The following is a 19,314-nucleotide window of genomic DNA, read 5'->3' as shown; positions in this document are numbered from 1 at the left end:
AACTTTCATTTCAACGGCGAGCATTGTAGCATCGCCGTAAATCATTACCGAGTATCGCTTATGTCTGAGCCAAAAAGGCTGTTTTTCGCCGTTGCGCTGCCCGGCGAGATCCAGCAGCAAATTATCCACTGGCGGGCGGCCCACTTTGCCCCGGAGGCCGGACGTCCTATTGAGGCGGCGAATCTTCACGTGACGCTAGCGTTTCTCGGCGAGGTCGGCGAGGAGAAGCAACGCGCCCTGAGCCAGCTTGCCGGACGCATCCGTCAGCCCGGCTTTACCTTGACCCTGGACGATGCCGGACAGTGGCTGCGCTCGCGGGTAGTCTGGCTCGGCACGCGTCAGCCGCCGCGCGGCCTGTTGCAGCTGGCCAACCTGCTGCGCGCCCAAGCCGCCCGCAGCGGCTGCTACCAAAGCCCACAGCCGTTTCATCCCCACGTGACGCTGCTGCGCAACGCCAGCCACGCGGTGGCTATTCCGCCGCCGGGGTTTAGCTGGTCCTTTCCCGTTAACGAATTTGTGCTTTATGAGTCGCAGTTTTCCCGGGGGCGCACCCGTTATACGCCGCTGGAGAGCTGGCGGCTTGCTGAATAAGAGGTTCTGATGCAGTTCTCCCCTTCGTTACGGCCTGCCACCCTGGTGCAGCGCTACAAGCGTTTTCTGGCGGATGTGATTACCCCGGACGGCACGGCCCTGACGCTGCACTGCCCTAATACCGGGGCGATGACCGGCTGCGCTACGCCCGGCGACACCGTCTGGTACTCCACCTCCGACAGCGCAAAGCGTAAGTATCCGCACACCTGGGAGATCACCCAGACGCAAAATGGCACGTTTATTTGCGTCAACACATTACGGGCCAACACGCTGGCGAAAGAGGCGATTCTTTCCGGCGTCATCCCTGAGCTGCAGGGCTATAGCGTGCTGAAAAGTGAAGTAAAATACGGCTCCGAAAATAGCAGAATAGACCTTATGTTGCAGGCGGAGGCACGCCGCAACTGCTATATTGAAGTGAAATCGGTCACGCTTGCCGACAAGGGATACGGCTATTTTCCCGATGCAGTGACTCTTCGCGGGCAGAAGCATCTGCGGGAGTTAATGAGCGTGGCAGCCAGTGGGGATCGGGCGGTGATGCTGTTTACCGTATTGCACTCCGCCATTGAACGTTTCTCGCCGGCGCGCCATATTGATGCAAAATACGCACAGCTTTTAGAAGAAGCGCAGCGGCAGGGGGTAGAAATTCTGATTTACAAAGCGGAACTTTCTGCCGAAGAAATAAGTCTTAGATCGCCTTTACCTTATGAAAGCTAAGGACCGGCGACCAGCCAGATAGCATTCTGGTCTACGTGCGCAAATACGCTTTTCCTCACAGGGTTGTCAAGTGTTACGTTTAGATAATTGCTATCCGGAAAAGCATCTGCTATTTATAGCGGCCTGATTTTTCCCCCGAACACGGGGATCGATAGTGCGTGTTAAGGAGAAGCAACATGCAAGAAGGGCAAAACCGTAAAACATCGTCCCTGAGTATTCTCGCCATTGCTGGCGTGGAGCCGTATCAGGAGAAGCCGGGCGAAGAGTATATGAACGAAGCCCAGCTGGCGCACTTCAAGCGTATTCTTGAAGCGTGGCGTAATCAACTCAGGGATGAAGTCGATCGCACCGTCACCCATATGCAGGATGAAGCTGCTAACTTCCCGGATCCGGTTGACAGAGCCGCCCAGGAAGAGGAGTTTAGCCTCGAACTGCGTAACCGTGACCGCGAGCGTAAACTGATTAAAAAGATCGAGAAAACGCTGAAGAAAGTAGAAGACGAAGATTTTGGCTTCTGCGAATCCTGCGGTGTTGAGATTGGCATTCGTCGTCTGGAAGCACGTCCGACAGCCGACCTGTGCATTGACTGCAAAACACTGGCTGAAATCCGCGAAAAACAGATGGCGGGCTAAGCCCGACGTTTTCGCACCGTTCTCTGTGGCGGGAGTCTCTCCCGCCCTGTTATCTCTTGCCTGCCGACATGCCAGAATCACACTATATTGGGCGCTTTGCGCCATCGCCTTCCGGTGAACTCCATTTTGGTTCGCTGATAGCCGCCCTTGGCAGCTATTTACAGGCTCGTGCCCAGCGCGGGACGTGGCGGGTACGCATTGAGGATATCGATCCGCCCAGAGAAGTACCCGGCGCGGCCGACACTATTCTGCGCCAGCTCGATCGCTACGGCCTGCATTGGGACGGTGAGGTGCTTTGGCAGTCCCAGCGGCATGAGGCCTACCGCGAGGCGCTGAATGATCTACGCCAGCGCGGGCTGAGCTACTACTGCACCTGCACGCGGGCGCGTATTCAGAGCATTGGCGGGGTGTATGACGGCCACTGTCGCCTGCGCGATAACGGCCCGGAGAACGCCGCCCTGCGTCTGTGGCAGCATCAGCCAGTGCTGCACTTTCGCGACCGGCTGCGCGGCGACCTCTACGCTGATGAGGCCCTGGCGCGAGAGGATTTTATTATCCACCGTCGGGATGGCCTGTTTGCCTATAACCTGGCCGTGGTAGTGGACGATCATTTTCAGGGCGTGACCGAGATCGTGCGCGGCGCGGATCTGATCGCCCCCACGGTGCGGCAGATTTCGCTCTACCAGCAGCTTGGCTGGCAGCCGCCTGACTACGTTCACCTGCCGCTGGCGATGAACAGCGACGGCAACAAGCTCTCCAAGCAGAATCATGCCCCACCGCTGCCGGAAGGCGATCCGCGGCCGACGCTGATCCGTGCTTTACAATTTCTCAATCAGGATGTAACAAGTAACTGGCAGGATTTGCCCACCGGGGCCCTGCTGGCGCGTGCGGTAGAGAAGTGGGATCTGTCACGGGTTCCTGAGACAGCGCAGATCAATCCGGCATTCCTAAATGCCCCACTCTGAGCTATGATTAGCCGCAATTTTTTTGTCGTTAAGACTGATACAACCGAGGTGCACTATTTTTACCCGAGTCGCTAATTTTTGCCGCAAGGTGTTAAGCCGCGAGGAAAGCATGGCCGAGGAGGTCATCGCCCAGCCGCGAATGACGGTTATTCCGCGCGAGCAGCACACAATTTCCCGCAAAGATATCAGTGAAAATGCCCTCAAGGTGCTGTACCGTCTGAACAAAGCGGGCTATGAAGCCTACCTTGTAGGCGGCGGCGTCCGCGATCTGCTGTTAGGCAAAAAACCGAAAGATTTTGACGTCACGACCAACGCCACGCCGGATCAGGTGCGCAAGCTGTTCCGCAACTGCCGCCTGGTAGGCCGTCGTTTCCGTCTCGCGCACGTGATGTTTGGTCCAGAGATCATCGAGGTGGCCACCTTCCGCGGTCATCACGAAGATCAGCCTGCCGACCGCACCACCTCCCAGCGCGGCCAGAACGGCATGCTGCTGCGTGACAACATCTTCGGTTCGATTGAAGACGACGCCCAGCGCCGCGACTTCACCATCAACAGCCTCTACTACAGCGTCGCCGATTTTTCCGTGCGTGACTACGTCGGCGGGATGCAGGATCTTGAAGAGGGTGTTATCCGCCTGATCGGTAACCCGGAGACCCGCTATCGGGAAGATCCGGTGCGGATGCTGCGCGCGGTACGCTTTGCCGCCAAGCTGCATATGCGCATCAGCCCGGAGACCGCCGAGCCGATCGCCCGTCTCGCGACGCTGATCAACGACGTGCCGCCGGCGCGCCTGTTTGAAGAGTCGCTGAAGCTGCTGCAGGCAGGCAACGGTTTTGACACCTATCAGCTGCTGCGCGAGTACAGCCTGTTCCAGCCCCTGTTCCCAACCATCACGCGCTTCTTCACCGAGAAGGGCGATTCGTCGATGGAGCGGATCATCAACCTGGTGCTGAAGAACACCGATACCCGCATTCAGAACGACATGCGCGTCAATCCGGCGTTCCTGTTTGCCGCTATGCTCTGGTATCCGCAGCTGGAGACCGCGCAGAAGATCGCCCAGGAGAGCGGCCTGACCTATCACGACGCCTTCGCGCTGGCGATGAACGACGTGCTGGACGAAGCCTGCCGTACGCTGGCGATCCCGAAACGGATCACCACCCTGGTACGCGATATCTGGCAGCTGCAGCTGCGCATGTCCCGTCGTCAGGGTAAACGCGCCTGGAAGCTGATGGAGCATCCGAAATTCCGCGCCGCTTACGATCTGCTCGCCCTGCGGGCCGAGATCGAGGGCAACCACGAACTGCAACGTCTGGTGCAGTGGTGGGGCGAGTTTCAGGTGGCCGCGCCGCCCGCGCAGAAAGGCATGCTTGACGTGCTGGACGACGAGCCCGAGGCCCGCCGTCGCCATCGCCGCCCGCGTAAGCGCGCCCCGCGTCGCGAAGGCAGTGCATGACGCTGGTCTATATCGCTCTTGGCAGTAACCTGGCGTCACCTCTGACCCAGGTTAATGCGGCAATCGCGGCGCTGGGAACCCTCCCCGATAGCCGGATTGTCGCCGTCTCCGGCTTCTACCGCACGCCGCCGCTGGGTCCGCAGGATCAGCCCGACTACCTTAACGCCGCCGTGGCGCTGGAGACCTCGCTGGCGCCTGAATCCCTGCTGGATCACACCCAGCGTATTGAGCTGGACCAGGGCCGGGTGCGTAAAGCAGAGCGCTGGGGACCGCGCACGCTGGATCTCGATATCATGCTGTTCGGCGATGAGACGCTCTCCACCCCGCGCCTCACCGTCCCTCACTACGATATGAAAAACCGTGGTTTTATGCTCTGGCCGCTGTTTGAGATCGCGCCTGAACTGCGTTTCCCCGACGGCGAGACGCTTGCCAGCGTGCTTGCGCGCCTCGGCGCAGCAAAACCGGCGAGCTGGTAATACCACTCCGCCTCGTAAACCTGCTGAAAATCATTGTCCGCCCTGACGTTACTGATAAAATGCCGGAAAGTTGAAGGCTCCATCAGGAAACGCTATGAAACCAACCACCCTCTCCTGGCTGCAAAAGTGCAAGCAGGAACAGAAACGCTTTGCCACCATCACCGCGTATGACTACAGCTTCGCCAAGCTTTTTGCCGAAGAGGGCATTAACGTCATGCTGGTCGGCGACTCGTTAGGGATGACGGTACAAGGTCATGACTCCACCCTGCCGGTCACGGTCGCGGATATCGCCTACCATACCCAGAGCGTACGCCGTGGCGCACCGAACTGCCTGCTGCTCGCCGACCTGCCCTTTATGGCCTACGCCACCCCTGAACAGGCCTTTGCCAACGCCGCCACGGTGATGCGCGCCGGGGCCAACATGGTTAAAATCGAAGGCGGCCGCTGGCTGGCCGAGACGGTTAACATGCTCACCGAGCGCGCCGTGCCGGTGTGCGGCCACCTGGGGTTAACCCCGCAGTCGGTAAACGTCTTCGGCGGCTACAAGGTGCAGGGACGCGGCGACGCGGCCCAGACGCTGTTTGATGACGCCCTGGCGTTAGAGGCGGCTGGCGCACAGCTGCTGGTCCTGGAGTGCGTGCCGGTTGCGCTGGCGAAGCGTATTACCGAGGCGCTGACTATTCCGGTGATCGGCATCGGCGCCGGCAACGTCACCGACGGCCAGATCCTGGTGATGCACGATGCGTTTGGCATCACCGGCGGTCATATTCCTAAATTTGCCAAGAATTTCCTGGCCGGTACGGGCGACATGCGCGCTGCCGTGCGCCAGTACGTGAGCGAAGTCGAAGCGGGGACCTACCCCGGCGAAGAGCACAGTTTTCACTAAGGAGCCTACGCGTGTTGATTATTGAAACCCTGCCGCTGCTGCGCCAGCACATCCGCCGACTGCGCCGTGAGGGCCAGCGCGTTGCGCTGGTGCCGACCATGGGCAACCTGCACGATGGCCATATGCAGCTGGTTGACGAAGCGAAAACCCACGCTGATGTGGTGGTGGTGAGCATCTTTGTTAATCCCATGCAGTTTGATCGCCCTGACGATCTGCAGCGCTACCCGCGCACCCTGCAGGAGGATTGCGAGAAGCTGAACAAGCGTAAGGTGGATTTTGTCTTCGCCCCTGCCGCCGATCAGGTCTACCCCCAGGGCACCGGTGAGCAGACCTACGTTGACGTTCCTGGCCTCTCTACCATGCTGGAAGGTGCAAGCCGTCCGGGTCATTTCCGTGGCGTAGCGACCATCGTCAGCAAGCTGTTTAACCTGGTCCAGCCGGACGTCGCCTGCTTTGGTGAGAAAGACTTCCAGCAGCTGGCGGTGATCCGCAAGATGGTGGCCGACATGGGCTACGACATCGACATCGTTGGCGTGCCGACGGTGCGCGCCAAAGACGGTCTGGCGCTCAGCTCGCGCAACGGCTACCTCACGGCGGAGCAGCGTAAGATTGCCCCGGCCCTGAGCAAAGAGATGAACGCCCTGGCGGCGAAGCTGCGGGCAGGCAATCGCCAGCTGGAGGAGATGATTGCCGAGGCCGGACAGGCGCTGGATGAAGCCGGTTTTCGTACCGATGAGATCCAGATCCGCGATGCCGACACGCTGCTGGCGCTGACCGATGCCAGCCAGCGGGCGGTGATCCTGATGGCGGCATGGCTTGGTCAGGCGCGCCTCATCGACAACGTGACGGTAGAGCTGACCCCGCCGCCAGCGGTTTAATGCTCTGACATTTTACTCCCGGCGGCGCAGGCGGCCGGGCCAACACAAGCACAAAGGTAGACGTTATGATCCGCACTATGCTGCAAGGCAAGCTCCACCGCGTCAAAGTGACTCAGGCAGACCTGCACTATGAAGGCTCCTGCGCTATTGACCAGGATTTCCTTGAGGCGGCTGGTATTCTGGAATACGAAGCCATCGATATTTACAACGTGACCAACGGCAAGCGCTTCTCCACCTATGCGATTGCCGGCGAGCGCGGCTCGAAAATCATCTCGGTCAACGGCGCAGCGGCCCACTGTGCCGACGTGGGCGACATCCTGATCATCGCCACCTACGTGACGATGCCGGACGAGCAGGCCCGCAGCTGGCAGCCGAAGGTGGCCTACTTCGACGGCGACAACGAGATGACCCGCAAAGCAAAAGCGGTGCCGGTGCAGGTTGCCTAATCGCTACGGCTGGTTGCCGACCAGCCGTGCCATCGTCTCTAATGAATCCGTTCTTAAGATATAGAGTCGCTTCAGTAAGAACGGATTATCCCCCGGCTTCACCTTCCCCTTCACCGTTGTTACCGCCATATGAAAACCGGCATCCCTCGCCGCCTCGATCGCTTTTTCGTTGTAACCGCCAAAGGGATACGAGAGATAGTCCACGTGCGGATTAAACTGCGACAGCGCCCGGCGCGAGTGGGCAAAATCGAACTCAATGATGTGGTAGCTGCGGCTGAGCAGAATGGGATGACGCGTGGCGTCCACCCGATGGAGAAAGTGGGTGTGCGACTGGATATCAAACACGTCCTGAATGCCGCGCAGCTCGGAGATGCTCATAAACTGTAACGATGTCGGGTCCCACCGTTGCGGATAGGCTTTAATGCGCGACGAGATGGTGAACGAGGTCGCCTTAAAGCCGTACTGCTTGAGGATGGGATAGGCATAGCGGCTGATCGACTTCAGCCCGTCGTCAAAGGTAATGACCACTGCGCGGGCCGGAAGGTTGAGCCGGTTCTTCAGGTAGCCCTCCAGCTGATACATCGTCAGGGTGGTATAGCCCCGATCCCGCAGCCAGGTCATCTGGTTGCTGAAGGCCCGAACCGACGTGGTGGTTGAGGTGTGGCGAAAACGGGTGTTCTCTTCATCGCGCAGAATGTGGTGGTAGGTGAGCACCGGGATGCCGTGATCCTCCTGCGCATCCAGGCTGCTGATATAGGCCAGCCGGTCGCCGATGCGGATCTGGAACCAGGTCTGGTTCAGCCCGTCGCGCAGCTTGCCGACGATGGGGTAGCGCAGGTTCTCCGCCAGCATGCCGAAAGGTGCGCTTCTGACGTTAGGTCCGCTGTAGAGCGGGGTCGCTTTCCAGGTTATCAGGTTCTGATTACTGAGGGGCTTGTTGAGATCCCCCAGCCGGTCCTGCACCCGTTTTTTACCGCGCACCGGCTCCAGATGGCCTTTGTCGATAAAGGCCCGGCCAAAGCCGAAGCGAAAGGCGCTGTAGTCCCCTTCCCCACTCATCACCGCAATAATCTGCCCCGCCTGCAGATAGCCGACGTTGATCACCCGGTCGCCAATCTGCGCCCAGACGGCGGCGGCCTCGGTGGTCTGCATATAGCGAGCCGGGGAGTCCTGATCCAACAGGCGGGCGGAGGCGGCGCTGCTCCATACCAGGAGCAGCGCCAGAAGTAGACGCATGAGCATGTTGATTAGCTACGCAGGCCACGTCCACGCTGGATCAGATACCAGCAGAGCAGGTAGAACCCAATGATAAACACCGCCAGCACGCCGACGGTCATTACCAGCGGCACGTCGCTAATCCCCAGGAAGCCGAAGCGGAAACCGCTGATCATATAGACGATCGGATTAAGGTGCGACAGCCCCTGCCAGAACGGCGGCAGCAGGGTCAGGGAGTAGAACACCCCGCCCAGATAGGTGAGCGGCGTCAGCACGAAAGTCGGGATCAGGCTGATATCGTCAAAGGTTTTGGCAAATACCGCGTTCAGCAGGCCCGCCAGCGAGAAGAGCACCGCCGTCAGCAGCAGCGTCAGGCCAACAAACAGCCATGAATGCACCTGGAAAGGCACGAAGAAGAGCGATACCGCCGTGACCAGCACCCCGACGCACAGCCCGCGCGCCACGCCGCCGCCGACGTAGCCGGCAATGATCACGTGGGTAGGCACCGGAGCCACCAGCAGCTCCTCAATGTTACGCTGGAACTTGGCGCTAAAGAACGACGAGGCCACGTTGGCGTAGGCGTTAGTGATCACCGCCATCATGATCAGGCCAGGAACGATAAACTGCATGTAGGTGAAGCCATGCATCTCACCAATTCGCGACCCGATCAGGTTGCCGAAGATGATGAAATAGAGGGTCATGGTGATCACTGGCGGAACCAGGGTCTGGATCCAGATGCGCATAAAGCGCTGGATCTCTTTGTGCCAGATACTCTTTAGCGCGACCCAGTAGAGCTGCATCATGCGTGGTCTCCTTTTTTATTGTGTACCAGCGTGACAAACAGCTCTTCTAAACGGTTGGCTTTGTTACGCATGCTTAATACCTGAACGCCCTGGGCGCTCAGCTGGCTAAAGACGCTGTTGATCCCCTGCTCGCGCAGCACCTCGACCTCCAGGGTTGAGGTATCAACCAGCCGGTACTGGTAGCCTTCCAGCTTCGGCAGCGGACTTTTCGCAGCCAGGTCGAGGATAAAGGTCTCTGATTTCAGCTTGGCCAGCAGCGACTTCATGGAGGTGTTCTCCACCAGCTCGCCGTGCTGGATAATGCCGATGTTGCGGCAGAGCATCTCCGCCTCTTCCAGATAGTGGGTGGTGAGGATAATGGTCGTGCCCTGAGCGTTCAAATCTTTCAGGAAGCCCCACATGGAACGGCGCAGCTCAATGTCCACCCCAGCGGTAGGCTCGTCGAGGATCAGCAGCTTAGGCTCATGCATCAGCGCCCGGGCGATCATCAGGCGGCGTTTCATCCCGCCGGAGAGCATCCGCGCCTTTTCGTTGCGTTTTTCCCACAGATCGAGCTGCTTAAGGTACTTTTCGCTACGGATCAGCGCTTCCTGGCGCTCTACGCCATAGTAGCCCGCCTGGTTGACAACAATCTGCTGTACCGTCTCAAAAGGGTTGAAGTTGAACTCCTGCGGCACCAGGCCAAGCTGACGTTTAGCGTTTACCACGTCCTTCTGCAGGTCGTAGCCAAAGACGCTTACCCGCCCCGAGGTTTTATTTACCAGCGAACTGACGATGCCGATAGTGGTCGATTTACCCGCACCGTTGGGTCCCAGAAGCGCGTAGAAGTCACCCGCTTCTACTTTTAAATCAATGCCGCGCAGCGCCTGCACGCCGCCCGGATAGGTTTTTTTAAGCTGCTCAAGCTCCAGTGCAATGGTCATGTCGTTTCGCTTACCTTTTTTCTGACACTCTATGTGTGGTTTAAAATTAAATGGAGTTGACCTATATTAGCTCAACGCATTTACTTGGTTACAGGTCGTTAACCGCCATGAAAGATATAGATACACTCATCAGTAACAATGCACTATGGTCAAAAATGCTGGTGGAAGAGGATCCCGGATTTTTCGAGACCCTGTCAAAAGCCCAGAAGCCGCGTTTCCTGTGGATTGGCTGCTCTGACAGCCGCGTTCCCGCCGAGCGTTTGACCGGCCTTGAGCCGGGTGAGCTGTTCGTTCACCGTAACGTCGCCAACCTGGTTATCCACACCGATCTGAACTGCCTGTCGGTAGTGCAGTACGCGGTGGACGTGCTGGAAGTTGAGCACATCATCATCTGCGGCCACTACGGCTGCGGTGGCGTCCAGGCGGCGGTTGAAAACCCTGAGCTGGGGCTGATCAACAACTGGCTGCTGCACATCCGTGACATCTGGCTCAAGCACAACGCGCTGCTGAGCGAAATGCCGGAAGAGCGTCGCCTCGACACCCTGTGCGAGCTGAACGTGATGGAGCAGGTCTATAACCTGGGCCACTCAACGATCATGCAGTCGGCGTGGAAACGCGGGCAGAATGTCACTATCCACGGCTGGGCCTACGGTATTCACGACGGCCTGCTGCGCGATCTCGACGTCACCGCTACCAGCCGCGATACTCTTGAACAGGGCTATCGCAAGGGCGTGTCCAACATCGGCCAGAAGCATATTAACCACAAATAAGCGTGCCCTGGCGGCACGCGTTTGTCAGGCCCGGTAAAGCGTAATCGCTACCGGGCTTTTTTATGCCTGCTCTTCCAGCGGCACCACTTTGCCTACGTAAGGCAGATGACGATAGCGCTGGGCATAGTCGATGCCGTAACCCACGACAAACTCGTCCGGGATCGAGAAGCCAACAAATTCTACCGGCACCTCAACTTCCCGACGCGATGGTTTATCCAGCAGGGTACAGATCGCCAGCGACTTCGGCTCGCGCAGGCTGAGGATCTCACGCACTTTAGAGAGCGTATTTCCTGAGTCGATAATATCTTCGACGATCAGCACGTCTTTACCGCGAATGTCTTCATCCAGATCCTTGAGGATTTTTACGTCACGGGTGGTGGACATACCGCTGCCGTAGCTGGAGGCGGTCATAAAATCGACCTCATGCGGGACCTGCACTTCGCGGCACAGATCGGCCATAAACATAAACGAGCCGCGCAGCAGGCCCACCAGCACCATCTCGCTGCCGCTCTCCTGATAGCGTTCGGTGATTTGACGACCCAGTTCACTAATACGCGCTTTGATCTCCGCTTCCGGGATCATCACTTCAACAGTATGTTTCATATGCTAACCGTTTGATTTTTTAACCACTCACTCGATGCGGATAGCGTCTATTCCAGCATCAATTCATTAGCGCGCCAGTATACCAGCAAATGCTTTTATTGGGGGCGTGAGTTAAGAAAAGCCAAATATGTGATGACGGTCACACTTGTTAAATCCTATAATTAATTGCTATCAAAATATTAAACATGAAGAGTCTCTTTCTATGGCAGAAACAAAAGCTCGGACGTCGCGCGTGCTCGTGACGTTAACAGCCCTGTTCGCAGCACTATGCGGACTATTCCTCCTGATCGGTGGGGTCTGGCTGGTCGCCGTTGGCGGCTCCTGGTACTACCCCGTTGCCGGTCTTATCATGCTCGGCGTCGCCTGGCTGCTGTGGCGTAGCAAGCGTGCAGCGCTCTGGCTCTACGCCGCGCTCCTGCTCGGCACCATGATCTGGGGCGTCTGGGAAGTCGGCTTCGACTTCTGGGCGCTCACCCCGCGCAGCGACATCCTCGTCTTCTTTGGTATCTGGCTGGTGCTGCCGTTTGTCTGGCGTCGCCTGATCGTGCCTGCCAACGGTGCGGTCGCCGCCCTGCTGGTGGCGCTGGTGATCACCGGCGGGATGCTGACCTGGGCGGGCTTTAACGATCCGCAGGAGATTAACGGCACGCTGAGCGCTGATGCGACGCCTGCTGCACCGATCTCTCAGGTCGCAGATGCCGACTGGCCGGCCTATGGTCGTAACCAGGAGGGTCAGCGCTACTCCCCGCTGAAGCAGATCAACGCCGACAACGTGCACAAGCTGAAAGAGGCCTGGGTATTCCGTACCGGCGATCTGAAGCTGCCAACCGATCCGGGTGAGATCACCAATGAAGTCACGCCGATTAAGGTTGGCGACACTCTGTTCCTCTGCACCGCGCACCAGCGTCTGTTTGCCCTGGATGCCGCAACGGGTAAAGAGAAGTGGCACTTCGATCCGCAGCTGAACACCAATCCGTCGTTCCAGCACGTGACCTGCCGTGGCGTCTCCTATCATGAGGCGAACGCCAACAATGCTAGCCCGGACGTGGTAGCTAACTGCCCGCGCCGCATCATTCTGCCGGTAAACGATGGTCGTCTGTTCGCCGTCAACGCCGACAACGGCAAGCTGTGCGAATCCTTTGCTAACAAAGGTATTCTGAACCTGCAAACCAACATGCCGGTCACTACCCCAGGCATGTACGAGCCAACCTCGCCGCCGATCGTTACTGATAAGGTGATTGTTATTGCCGGTGCGGTAACCGATAACTACTCTACCCGTGAGCCGTCTGGTGTTATTCGCGGTTTCGATATCAACACTGGCGCACTGCTGTGGGCCTTCGATCCGGGCGCGAAAGATCCGAATGCCATTCCAGCGGACGAGCATCACTTTACGCCGAACTCGCCGAACTCCTGGGCACCGGCGGCCTATGATGCCAAGCTGGATCTGGTCTATCTGCCGATGGGCGTCACCACGCCAGACATCTGGGGCGGTAACCGTACGCCGGAGCAGGAGCGTTACGCCAGCTCTATCGTGGCCCTGAACGCCACCACCGGTAAACTGGCGTGGAGCTATCAGACCGTACACCACGATCTGTGGGATATGGATATGCCGTCCCAGCCGACGCTGGCAGATATTACCGTTAAGGGTCAAACCGTACCGGTAATCTATGCCCCGGCGAAAACCGGTAACATCTTCGTGCTGGATCGCCGTAACGGTCAGCTGGTTGTGCCAGCGCCAGAGAAGCCGGTTCCGCAGGGTGCGGCCAAAGGTGACTACGTTACCAAAACCCAGCCGTTCTCCGACCTGAGCTTCCGTCCGAAGAAAGATCTGAGCGGGGCAGACATGTGGGGTGCCACTATGTTTGACCAGCTGGTGTGCCGCGTGATCTTCCAGAACCTGCGCTACGAAGGCATCTTCACGCCGCCGTCTGAGCAGGGTACGCTGGTATTCCCGGGTAACCTGGGGATGTTCGAGTGGGGCGGTATCTCTGTGGATCCGCACCGTCAGGTGGCGATTGCCAACCCGATGGCGCTGCCGTTTGTCTCTAAGCTGATGCCGCGTGGTCCGGGTAACCCGATGGAAGAGCCGGAAAATGGTCAGGGTACTGGCTCTGAGTCAGGTATTCAGCCGCAGTACGGCGTGCCGTACGGTGTCACCCTGAACCCGTTCCTGTCACCGATTGGCCTGCCGTGTAAACAGCCTGCCTGGGGTTACATCTCCGCGCTGGATCTGAAAACCAATGAAGTGGTGTGGAAAAAACGTATCGGTACGCCGCAGGATAGCCTGCCGTTCCCGATGCCGATCCCATTACCGTTCACCACCGGTATGCCAATGCTGGGTGGCCCGATCTCTACCGCCGGTAACGTGCTGTTCATCGCGGCGACCGCAGATAACTACCTGCGCGCCTACAACATGAGCAACGGTGAGAAGCTGTGGCAGGGTCGTCTGCCAGCGGGTGGTCAGGCAACGCCGATGACCTATGAAGTGAATGGCAAGCAGTACGTTGTCATCTCTGCGGGTGGTCACGGTTCGTTTGGTACCAAGATGGGCGACTATATCGTTGCCTACGCGCTGCCCGACGACGAGAAGTAATAGAATTAATGTAGTTCTGTAGGCCCGGCAAGCTTCGCGCCGCCGGGCGTTACGATGTCGAATAAGGCACCTGACGCCGGGTGGCGCTACGCTTACCCGGCCTACCACTTACTTCAAAGAAATAATTTCTTACAAATGCACAATTCCCCACACAGATTATACGTGTAATAGTGAGGTGCATTATGCGCACAACATATATGGATATAATACAATTCTCAACATTGATACTTTTGGCTCAAGCATTATGAATGCGGGCATAAACAACTTTTTATCTATATTATTTTTTATAGGTTAATACATGTCTGTAATCAATGAAGGAACAGAACTCCAAGTTGGGTCATCCACGCAAAAAAAATCATTTATATTGATGTGCTTTTTTTTAGCGGCCATAGGTAATACATTATCTCCGCTGATTACGTCTAAATTTATTGGCGCAGGGTTCGCCTTTCTCATAATGGTTATACTGGAGATAGGCATAGGTACTTGTGCGTATGCTGTTTTCTACCGTAAACAGAACCAAATCAGTGGCCCACATTTAAAAAAATCACTACCATTTTTTTTAGTGGTTTTTTTGATGCAGGCCCTGCCCATTATCTTCACCCATAAACATACTCCTTCATTGCATCTTTCTCTGTCAGACACCCCAGGAATTATTTACTTTATAATTATAAGCCCATTTTGTGAGGAGATTTTTTACAGAGGTTGCCTGTTTGACTCGTTATGTCATTTTTGTAATACGCTTGGCGCTGGACAAGGCATGATAGTACCATTGCTTGCTACCTCTCTTATTTTTAGTGTGATGCATATACAATTTTCGTCAATAATCGAATACAGTTCTGTATTTATCCTTTCCATACTGCTCATTTGTGTCAGAGTATTAACTAAAGGCCTGGCGCTTCCAATAATGCTACACTCTTTTTTCAATATGCTATTCATAGCAGCAGTCTATACAATAATTTAACAACGGTTACTACACGCCATAATAATCTTAAAAAATTGAAAGATCTAAAGGACCGCAGCGAAGCTGTAAATATCATGGGCTGGCTGCAACAACAGCGCTGCGGTCGAGAAAAGGATCGATTCCTTATAGTAACGCTGGCTAACCTTTTATACCGTGAATCCCATCATCATTCCCGTATCCTCATGCTCCAGCAGATGACAGTGCGCCATATAGGCATGCTCTTTCGGGGCATCATGATCGAACTTCACCAGCACCTCGCTGCGCGCGCCGTAGACGTTTACCGTATCCTTCCAGCCTGACCGATGGGCCGCAGGCGGCTTGCCGTTTTCAGACAGAATGCGGAACTGCGTGCCGTGGATATGGAACGGGTGCTGCATCATGTCCCCCTCCCCTGAAATCACCCAGCGCTCATACTGCCCTTTGCTCGCGGCAAACAGCGGGTTATGCATATCAAAGGCTTTACCGTTGATACGGTTGGCGCTGTGGAAATCAAACTCGCCGCCGTGGCCGCCGTGATCCATGTTCATATTCATATGACCCATCATGTCGCCGTGATGCATTCCGGTCATGGCCTTGTCGCCGTACTTATCCTTCAGCGCCTGCATGCCCATCATGTCGAGCATCGGATCCATCGACAGGTGGAAGGTGCGCTGGGTTAAGCCCGTGAGATCCGGCAGCGCTGGCACGTTAACCAGGTTATCAGGCAGCATGCCGGAAGCAGTGACCCGCAGCGGCTGGATGCGCAGAACCGGGTGCGGCTGGTCAAACGGTGGAAGGGCCATCCCCATTTGGCTGACGGGCAGCGTCACCAGATCGACCGGCTTGCCGTCGCTGATATCCACCAGCACCTCAAAACGCTCCCCGGTCAGCACCGGCAGCTCCGTTACCGCAACCGGCTCGGCGAGATGACCGCCGTCGCTGGCGATGACGTACATCCGACGTCCGTCGCTGAGGGCAAAGTTAAGGGTGCGCGCATTGCAGCCGTTCAGCAGGCGCAGACGCAGCCAGCCACGCGGGGCCGCATGCTGAGGATAGACCGCCCCGTTTGCCAGCAGGGTCTCGCCAAACCAGCCCACCGCCGCGCTCATCACGTCGAGCTGGTAATCGATCTGGCCGTCGGCAGCCAGACGTTTGTCCTGCACAATCACCGGCACGTCGTCGATGCCCCACTGCTTGGGCAGACGCAGCATGCGGCTCTCGTTGTCCTCGATCAGGACCAAGCCCGCCAGACCCATCGCGACCTGATGGCCGGTTTTGCCATGCTGATGCGGATGGAACCAGCAGGTAGCCGCCCGCTGATCGGGCGTGAAGGTCACTTCCCGCGCACCGCCCGCCGGGATGATCCCCTGCGGGCCGCCATCTACCTCACCCGGCACCTCCAGTCCATGCCAGTGAACGGTGGTCTCTTCAGTCAGTCGGTTACGGATCTCTACCGTCACCGCTTTGCCCTGCCGCAGCTGAAGCGCAGGTCCCAGCAGGTTGCCGTTATAGCCCCAGGTCGTGGCGGTTTTATCAGCAAACGTAGAGGAGCCAACCTGTACGGTGAGCCTGATGCGGTTCTGGGCATCGGGAGTAAGCAGATCGGGTATCGGCAGCGTAGCCTGCCCCTCTGGCGCGGCGGCCCGCGCCCATGTTGGTAACGCGCCGATCACCCCCAGCGCAGCGGAATATTTTAGAAAATCACGGCGTTGCATAGTCGAATCCTTATCGTCGGCAAACGGTCTCCTGAGCTTAAACCCTGCCCCTGCGGCAAGGTCAAGCGAAAGGCGAATAATAAAGATCGTCGGCTTACCCACAAGTATGCTAACGTTTAATTTCCGTGATGTTTTGGTAAAAAGAATGAAGACGTTTTTCAGAACCGTTGTGTTCACCAGCCTGCTGGCGATGTCAGCAAATAGTTATGCTCTCAGCGAGTCTGAAGCGGAGGACATGGCCGATCTGACGGCCGTGTTCGTGTTTCTGAAAAACGATTGTGGTTACCAGAATCTACCGAATGGCCAGATCCGCCGGGCGCTGGTGTTTTTTGCCCAGCAGAACCAGTGGGATCTGAGCAACTACGACACCTTTGATATGAAATCCCTCGGCGAAGATAGCTATCGCGATCTCAGCGGCATTGGCATTCCGGTTGCCAAAAAATGCAAAGCGCTGGCCCGGGACTCCCTCAGCCTGCTGGCCTACGTCAAGTAACGTAAACCCGCCTCCCCTGCTAAAGTTATAGCCGTGCATCAGCGGCTGTAGTTAGCTATGATGTTGCGCCCATTTTGTGTGGATGTTAACGAAGGAGGATGCATGGCTGATACCCGCCAGTGGCATGAAACGCTGCATGACCAGTTTGGTCAGTACTTTGCCGTTGATAACGTGCTCTACCACGAGAAGACCGATCACCAGGATCTGATCATCTTTGAAAACGCCGCCTTTGGCCGTGTGATGGCGCTGGACGGCGTTGTCCAGACCACCGAGCGTGATGAATTTATCTATCACGAGATGATGACCCACGTTCCGCTGCTGGCCCACGGCCAGGCGAAGCATGTGCTGATCATCGGCGGCGGCGACGGGGCGATGCTGCGCGAAGTGAGCCGGCATAAAAATGTTGAAACCATTACCATGGTCGAGATCGATGCAGGCGTTGTGTCGTTCTGCCGCCAGTATCTGCCGAATCACAACGCGGGCAGCTACGACGATCCGCGCTTTACGCTGGTGATTGACGACGGCGTCAATTTCGTCAACCAGACGGCGCAGACCTTTGACGTGATTATCTCCGACTGCACCGATCCGGTGGGTCCAGGCGAGAGCCTGTTTACCTCCGACTTCTATGCGGGCTGCAAACGCTGCCTGAATCCAGGCGGGATCTTCGTTGCTCAGAACGGCGTAAGCTTCCTGCAGCAGGATGAGGCCGTAGGCAGTCACAAAAAGCTGAGCTACTACTTTAGCGACGTTAGCTTCTACCAGGCGGCGGTGCCCACCTACTACGGCGGCATCATGACCTTTGCCTGGGCGACGGACAACGAGATCCTGCGTAACCTCTCTACTGAGATTATCCAGGCGCGCTTTCACAACGCTGGCCTGACCTGTCGCTACTACACTCCGGCTGTCCATACGGCGTCATTCGCCCTGCCGCAATACCTGCTCGATGCGCTCTCCTCAGGAGGTGATGAAAATTGAAAAAACTGAAACTGCATGGCTTTAACAACCTGACCAAAAGCCTGAGTTTTTGTATCTACGATATCTGTTATGCCAAAACCGCCGAAGAGCGTGACGGCTATATTGCCTATATCGACGAACTCTATAACGCTAACCGCCTGACGGAGATCCTTACCGAGACCTGCTCCATCATCGGCGCGAACATTCTCAACGTTGCCCGCCAGGACTATGAGCCGCAGGGGGCGAGCGTGACTATTCTGGTGAGCGAAGAGCCGGTCGATCCGACCCTGATTGATAAAACCGCCCACCCCGGCCCGCTGCCGGAGACGGTGGTTGCCCACCTCGATAAGAGCCACATCTGCGTGCATACCTATCCGGAGAGCCACCCGGAAGGCGGCCTGTGCACCTTCCGCGCCGACATTGAGGTCTCAACCTGTGGCGTCATCTCCCCGCTGAAGGCGCTGAACTACCTGATCCACCAGCTTGAGTCGGACATCGTCACCGTTGACTACCGCGTGCGCGGCTTTACCCGCGACATCAACGGCATGAAGCACTTCATCGACCATGAGATCAACTCGATTCAGAACTTCCTCTCTGAGGATATGAAGGCGCTGTATGACATGGTGGACGTGAACGTCTATCAGGAGAACATCTTCCATACCAAGATGATGCTGAAAGAGTTCGACCTGAAGCACTATATGTTCCACACCCGCCCGGAAGATCTCACCGCCGAAGAGCGAGAGGCCATTACCGAATCGCTATGGAAAGAGATGCGCGAGATCTACTACGCGCGCAATATTCCCGCCGTGTAATCTCTGCTTAAGCCGGAGCAGGGACGCTCCGACAATCTTTTTAAAACACGTTACTTCTGCTGAATAAATTTACGGTACGCCGTGACGACCTGGAGAAAATCCTCAACGCCGCACAGCGACAGGCTCTCTTCGTCGTAGTAGCTCATCCCCTCTTCGATCTCATCCCCGGAGAACTCCAGCTGGTTAGCGCGGATGATGACCTCTTCGCCGTCCATCCAGATCGTGTACTCATGACCAATTCGCTGCCACTGGCGCTCGCTGCCCTTGACGGTTTTCGCCGCCTGCTCTACCTCATCCAGCAGGGCGAGATTCTCTTTTACCTCTTCGTTAAACCAGTGTCCGACCACCTCGTGGCCCATCGACATGCGCACTTTCACCTGGCCCGTGATGTCGCGTAAGAATTCGTAATCCATGTTTTTTTCCTCACATCCGCAATAGGGTAATTATCGCAG

General features: G+C 57.0%; 21 protein-coding genes. 15 read left to right on the top strand and 6 right to left on the bottom strand.

Annotated features, from left to right (window positions below; translation table 11 throughout):
- Positions 1-60 precede the first annotated feature (60 nt).
- From thpR to panD, 9 genes are all read left to right on the top strand, one after another.
- Entirely contained in the window at positions 61-591 is a 531-nt protein-coding gene (gene thpR, locus EV102420_RS07720) for an RNA 2',3'-cyclic phosphodiesterase (RefSeq protein WP_042390579.1), read from the top strand.
- Between the two features lie 9 nt (positions 592-600).
- Positions 601-1,305, top strand: a complete 705-nt coding sequence (sfsA, locus tag EV102420_RS07715; RefSeq protein WP_042390576.1) for a DNA/RNA nuclease SfsA — start codon at positions 601-603, stop codon at positions 1,303-1,305.
- A gap of 176 nt (positions 1,306-1,481) precedes the next feature.
- Positions 1,482-1,937 carry an RNA polymerase-binding protein DksA gene (gene dksA / locus EV102420_RS07710; RefSeq protein WP_007373199.1) on the top strand — a complete coding sequence of 152 codons (456 nt, stop codon included), beginning with the start codon at positions 1,482-1,484 and terminating at the stop codon, positions 1,935-1,937.
- Between the two features lie 68 nt (positions 1,938-2,005).
- Positions 2,006-2,902 (top strand): tRNA glutamyl-Q(34) synthetase GluQRS, encoded by an 897-nt coding sequence (gluQRS, locus tag EV102420_RS07705; RefSeq protein WP_042390573.1) that lies wholly within the window; start codon positions 2,006-2,008, stop codon positions 2,900-2,902.
- 55 nt (positions 2,903-2,957) lie between these two features.
- Positions 2,958-4,355 (top strand): polynucleotide adenylyltransferase PcnB, encoded by a 1,398-nt coding sequence (gene pcnB / locus EV102420_RS07700; RefSeq protein WP_072015208.1) that lies wholly within the window; start codon positions 2,958-2,960, stop codon positions 4,353-4,355.
- A complete protein-coding gene (folK, locus tag EV102420_RS07695; RefSeq protein WP_042390570.1) occupies positions 4,352-4,831 on the top strand; it encodes a 2-amino-4-hydroxy-6-hydroxymethyldihydropteridine diphosphokinase in 480 nt (159 codons plus the stop codon). Before pcnB ends, folK begins: the two co-directional genes overlap by 4 nt.
- A 94-nt stretch (positions 4,832-4,925) precedes the next feature.
- Positions 4,926-5,717, top strand: a complete 792-nt coding sequence (gene panB, locus EV102420_RS07690; protein ID WP_042390568.1) for a 3-methyl-2-oxobutanoate hydroxymethyltransferase — start codon at positions 4,926-4,928, stop codon at positions 5,715-5,717.
- Between the two features lie 11 nt (positions 5,718-5,728).
- Positions 5,729-6,595: a pantoate--beta-alanine ligase gene (gene panC / locus EV102420_RS07685; RefSeq protein WP_042390566.1), complete on the top strand. Its 867-nt coding sequence runs from the start codon at positions 5,729-5,731 to the stop codon at positions 6,593-6,595.
- Between the two features lie 65 nt (positions 6,596-6,660).
- On the top strand, positions 6,661-7,041 hold the full coding sequence (gene panD / locus EV102420_RS07680) for an aspartate 1-decarboxylase (protein WP_042390564.1): 381 nt from the start codon (positions 6,661-6,663) through the stop codon (positions 7,039-7,041).
- 3 nt (positions 7,042-7,044) lie between these two features.
- Here panD and EV102420_RS07675 read toward each other — a convergent pair whose 3' ends face one another.
- Genes EV102420_RS07675 through EV102420_RS07665 form a run of 3 tightly spaced genes read right to left on the bottom strand, consistent with a single transcriptional unit; the run spans position 7,045 to position 9,982 of the window.
- Positions 7,045-8,289, bottom strand: a complete 1,245-nt coding sequence (locus EV102420_RS07675) for a polysaccharide deacetylase family protein (protein WP_052512334.1) — start codon at positions 8,287-8,289, stop codon at positions 7,045-7,047.
- The gene (locus EV102420_RS07670; RefSeq protein ID WP_042390561.1) at positions 8,289-9,059 is read right to left on the bottom strand and encodes an ABC transporter permease; all 771 of its coding nucleotides are present in this window, start codon (positions 9,057-9,059) and stop codon (positions 8,289-8,291) included. The genes EV102420_RS07675 and EV102420_RS07670 overlap by 1 nt, the downstream gene beginning before the upstream one ends.
- Entirely contained in the window at positions 9,056-9,982 is a 927-nt protein-coding gene (locus tag EV102420_RS07665) for an ABC transporter ATP-binding protein (protein WP_042390560.1), read from the bottom strand. Before EV102420_RS07665 ends, EV102420_RS07670 begins: the two co-directional genes overlap by 4 nt.
- Positions 9,983-10,089: 107 nt before the next feature.
- Between EV102420_RS07665 and can the strand changes: the two genes are divergently transcribed.
- Positions 10,090-10,752: a carbonate dehydratase gene (gene can / locus EV102420_RS07660; protein WP_042390559.1), complete on the top strand. Its 663-nt coding sequence runs from the start codon at positions 10,090-10,092 to the stop codon at positions 10,750-10,752.
- A 60-nt stretch (positions 10,753-10,812) separates the two neighbouring features.
- Here the strand turns inward: can and hpt are convergent, their stop codons facing one another.
- Positions 10,813-11,355 (bottom strand): hypoxanthine phosphoribosyltransferase, encoded by a 543-nt coding sequence (hpt, locus tag EV102420_RS07655; protein ID WP_042390558.1) that lies wholly within the window; start codon positions 11,353-11,355, stop codon positions 10,813-10,815.
- A 202-nt stretch (positions 11,356-11,557) separates the two neighbouring features.
- Between hpt and EV102420_RS07650 the strand changes: the two genes are divergently transcribed.
- Both EV102420_RS07650 and EV102420_RS07645 read left to right on the top strand, forming a co-directional pair.
- Positions 11,558-13,948 carry a glucose/quinate/shikimate family membrane-bound PQQ-dependent dehydrogenase gene (locus EV102420_RS07650; RefSeq protein ID WP_042390557.1) on the top strand — a complete coding sequence of 797 codons (2,391 nt, stop codon included), beginning with the start codon at positions 11,558-11,560 and terminating at the stop codon, positions 13,946-13,948.
- Between the two features lie 298 nt (positions 13,949-14,246).
- Complete coding sequence (locus tag EV102420_RS07645) at positions 14,247-14,909, top strand: CPBP family intramembrane glutamic endopeptidase (protein WP_042390555.1); 663 nt, start codon at positions 14,247-14,249, stop codon at positions 14,907-14,909.
- Between the two features lie 146 nt (positions 14,910-15,055).
- Here EV102420_RS07645 and cueO read toward each other — a convergent pair whose 3' ends face one another.
- Positions 15,056-16,603, bottom strand: a complete 1,548-nt coding sequence (gene cueO / locus EV102420_RS07640) for a multicopper oxidase CueO (RefSeq protein WP_042390553.1) — start codon at positions 16,601-16,603, stop codon at positions 15,056-15,058.
- A 145-nt stretch (positions 16,604-16,748) separates the two neighbouring features.
- Here cueO and EV102420_RS07635 point away from each other — a divergent pair, with 145 nt between their 5' ends.
- The 3 genes from EV102420_RS07635 (at position 16,749) to speD (ending at position 18,862) form a co-directional block, all read left to right on the top strand.
- A complete protein-coding gene (locus tag EV102420_RS07635; protein ID WP_042390551.1) occupies positions 16,749-17,096 on the top strand; it encodes a YacC family pilotin-like protein in 348 nt (115 codons plus the stop codon).
- Positions 17,097-17,198: 102 nt separating this feature from the next.
- A complete protein-coding gene (speE, locus tag EV102420_RS07630) occupies positions 17,199-18,071 on the top strand; it encodes a polyamine aminopropyltransferase (RefSeq protein ID WP_042390549.1) in 873 nt (290 codons plus the stop codon).
- Entirely contained in the window at positions 18,068-18,862 is a 795-nt protein-coding gene (gene speD / locus EV102420_RS07625; RefSeq protein ID WP_042390548.1) for an adenosylmethionine decarboxylase, read from the top strand. The genes speE and speD overlap by 4 nt, the downstream gene beginning before the upstream one ends.
- 50 nt (positions 18,863-18,912) lie before the next feature.
- Here the strand turns inward: speD and yacL are convergent, their stop codons facing one another.
- Positions 18,913-19,275, bottom strand: a complete 363-nt coding sequence (gene yacL, locus EV102420_RS07620) for a protein YacL (protein WP_042390547.1) — start codon at positions 19,273-19,275, stop codon at positions 18,913-18,915.
- Positions 19,276-19,314 lie beyond the last annotated feature (39 nt).

The organism is Pseudescherichia vulneris NBRC 102420 (genome assembly GCF_000759795.1).
Lineage (GTDB): Bacteria > Pseudomonadota > Gammaproteobacteria > Enterobacterales > Enterobacteriaceae > Pseudescherichia > Pseudescherichia vulneris.
The sequence above is the reverse complement of the archived record's forward strand: the minus strand, read 5'-3'. Positions and strand labels throughout refer to the sequence as shown.

Bases quoted from the DNA above. Each gene is read 5' to 3' on its own strand.
- EV102420_RS07650 (WP_042390557.1), top strand. From the start codon at position 11,558: ATGGCAGAAACAAAAGCTCGGACGTCGCGCGTGCTCGTGACGTTAACA.
- dksA (WP_007373199.1), top strand. From the start codon at position 1,482: ATGCAAGAAGGGCAAAACCGTAAAACATCGTCCCTGAGTATTCTCGCC.
- cueO (WP_042390553.1), bottom strand. From the start codon at position 16,603: ATGCAACGCCGTGATTTTCTAAAATATTCCGCTGCGCTGGGGGTGATC.
- yacL (WP_042390547.1), bottom strand. From the start codon at position 19,275: ATGGATTACGAATTCTTACGCGACATCACGGGCCAGGTGAAAGTGCGC.
- folK (WP_042390570.1), top strand. From the start codon at position 4,352: ATGACGCTGGTCTATATCGCTCTTGGCAGTAACCTGGCGTCACCTCTG.
- panB (WP_042390568.1), top strand. From the start codon at position 4,926: ATGAAACCAACCACCCTCTCCTGGCTGCAAAAGTGCAAGCAGGAACAG.
- can (WP_042390559.1), top strand. From the start codon at position 10,090: ATGAAAGATATAGATACACTCATCAGTAACAATGCACTATGGTCAAAA.
- speE (WP_042390549.1), top strand. From the start codon at position 17,199: ATGGCTGATACCCGCCAGTGGCATGAAACGCTGCATGACCAGTTTGGT.
- hpt (WP_042390558.1), bottom strand. From the start codon at position 11,355: ATGAAACATACTGTTGAAGTGATGATCCCGGAAGCGGAGATCAAAGCG.
- sfsA (WP_042390576.1), top strand. From the start codon at position 601: ATGCAGTTCTCCCCTTCGTTACGGCCTGCCACCCTGGTGCAGCGCTAC.
- EV102420_RS07665 (WP_042390560.1), bottom strand. From the start codon at position 9,982: ATGACCATTGCACTGGAGCTTGAGCAGCTTAAAAAAACCTATCCGGGC.
- EV102420_RS07635 (WP_042390551.1), top strand. From the start codon at position 16,749: ATGAAGACGTTTTTCAGAACCGTTGTGTTCACCAGCCTGCTGGCGATG.
- gluQRS (WP_042390573.1), top strand. From the start codon at position 2,006: ATGCCAGAATCACACTATATTGGGCGCTTTGCGCCATCGCCTTCCGGT.
- panD (WP_042390564.1), top strand. From the start codon at position 6,661: ATGATCCGCACTATGCTGCAAGGCAAGCTCCACCGCGTCAAAGTGACT.
- EV102420_RS07670 (WP_042390561.1), bottom strand. From the start codon at position 9,059: ATGATGCAGCTCTACTGGGTCGCGCTAAAGAGTATCTGGCACAAAGAG.
- thpR (WP_042390579.1), top strand. From the start codon at position 61: ATGTCTGAGCCAAAAAGGCTGTTTTTCGCCGTTGCGCTGCCCGGCGAG.
- EV102420_RS07645 (WP_042390555.1), top strand. From the start codon at position 14,247: ATGTCTGTAATCAATGAAGGAACAGAACTCCAAGTTGGGTCATCCACG.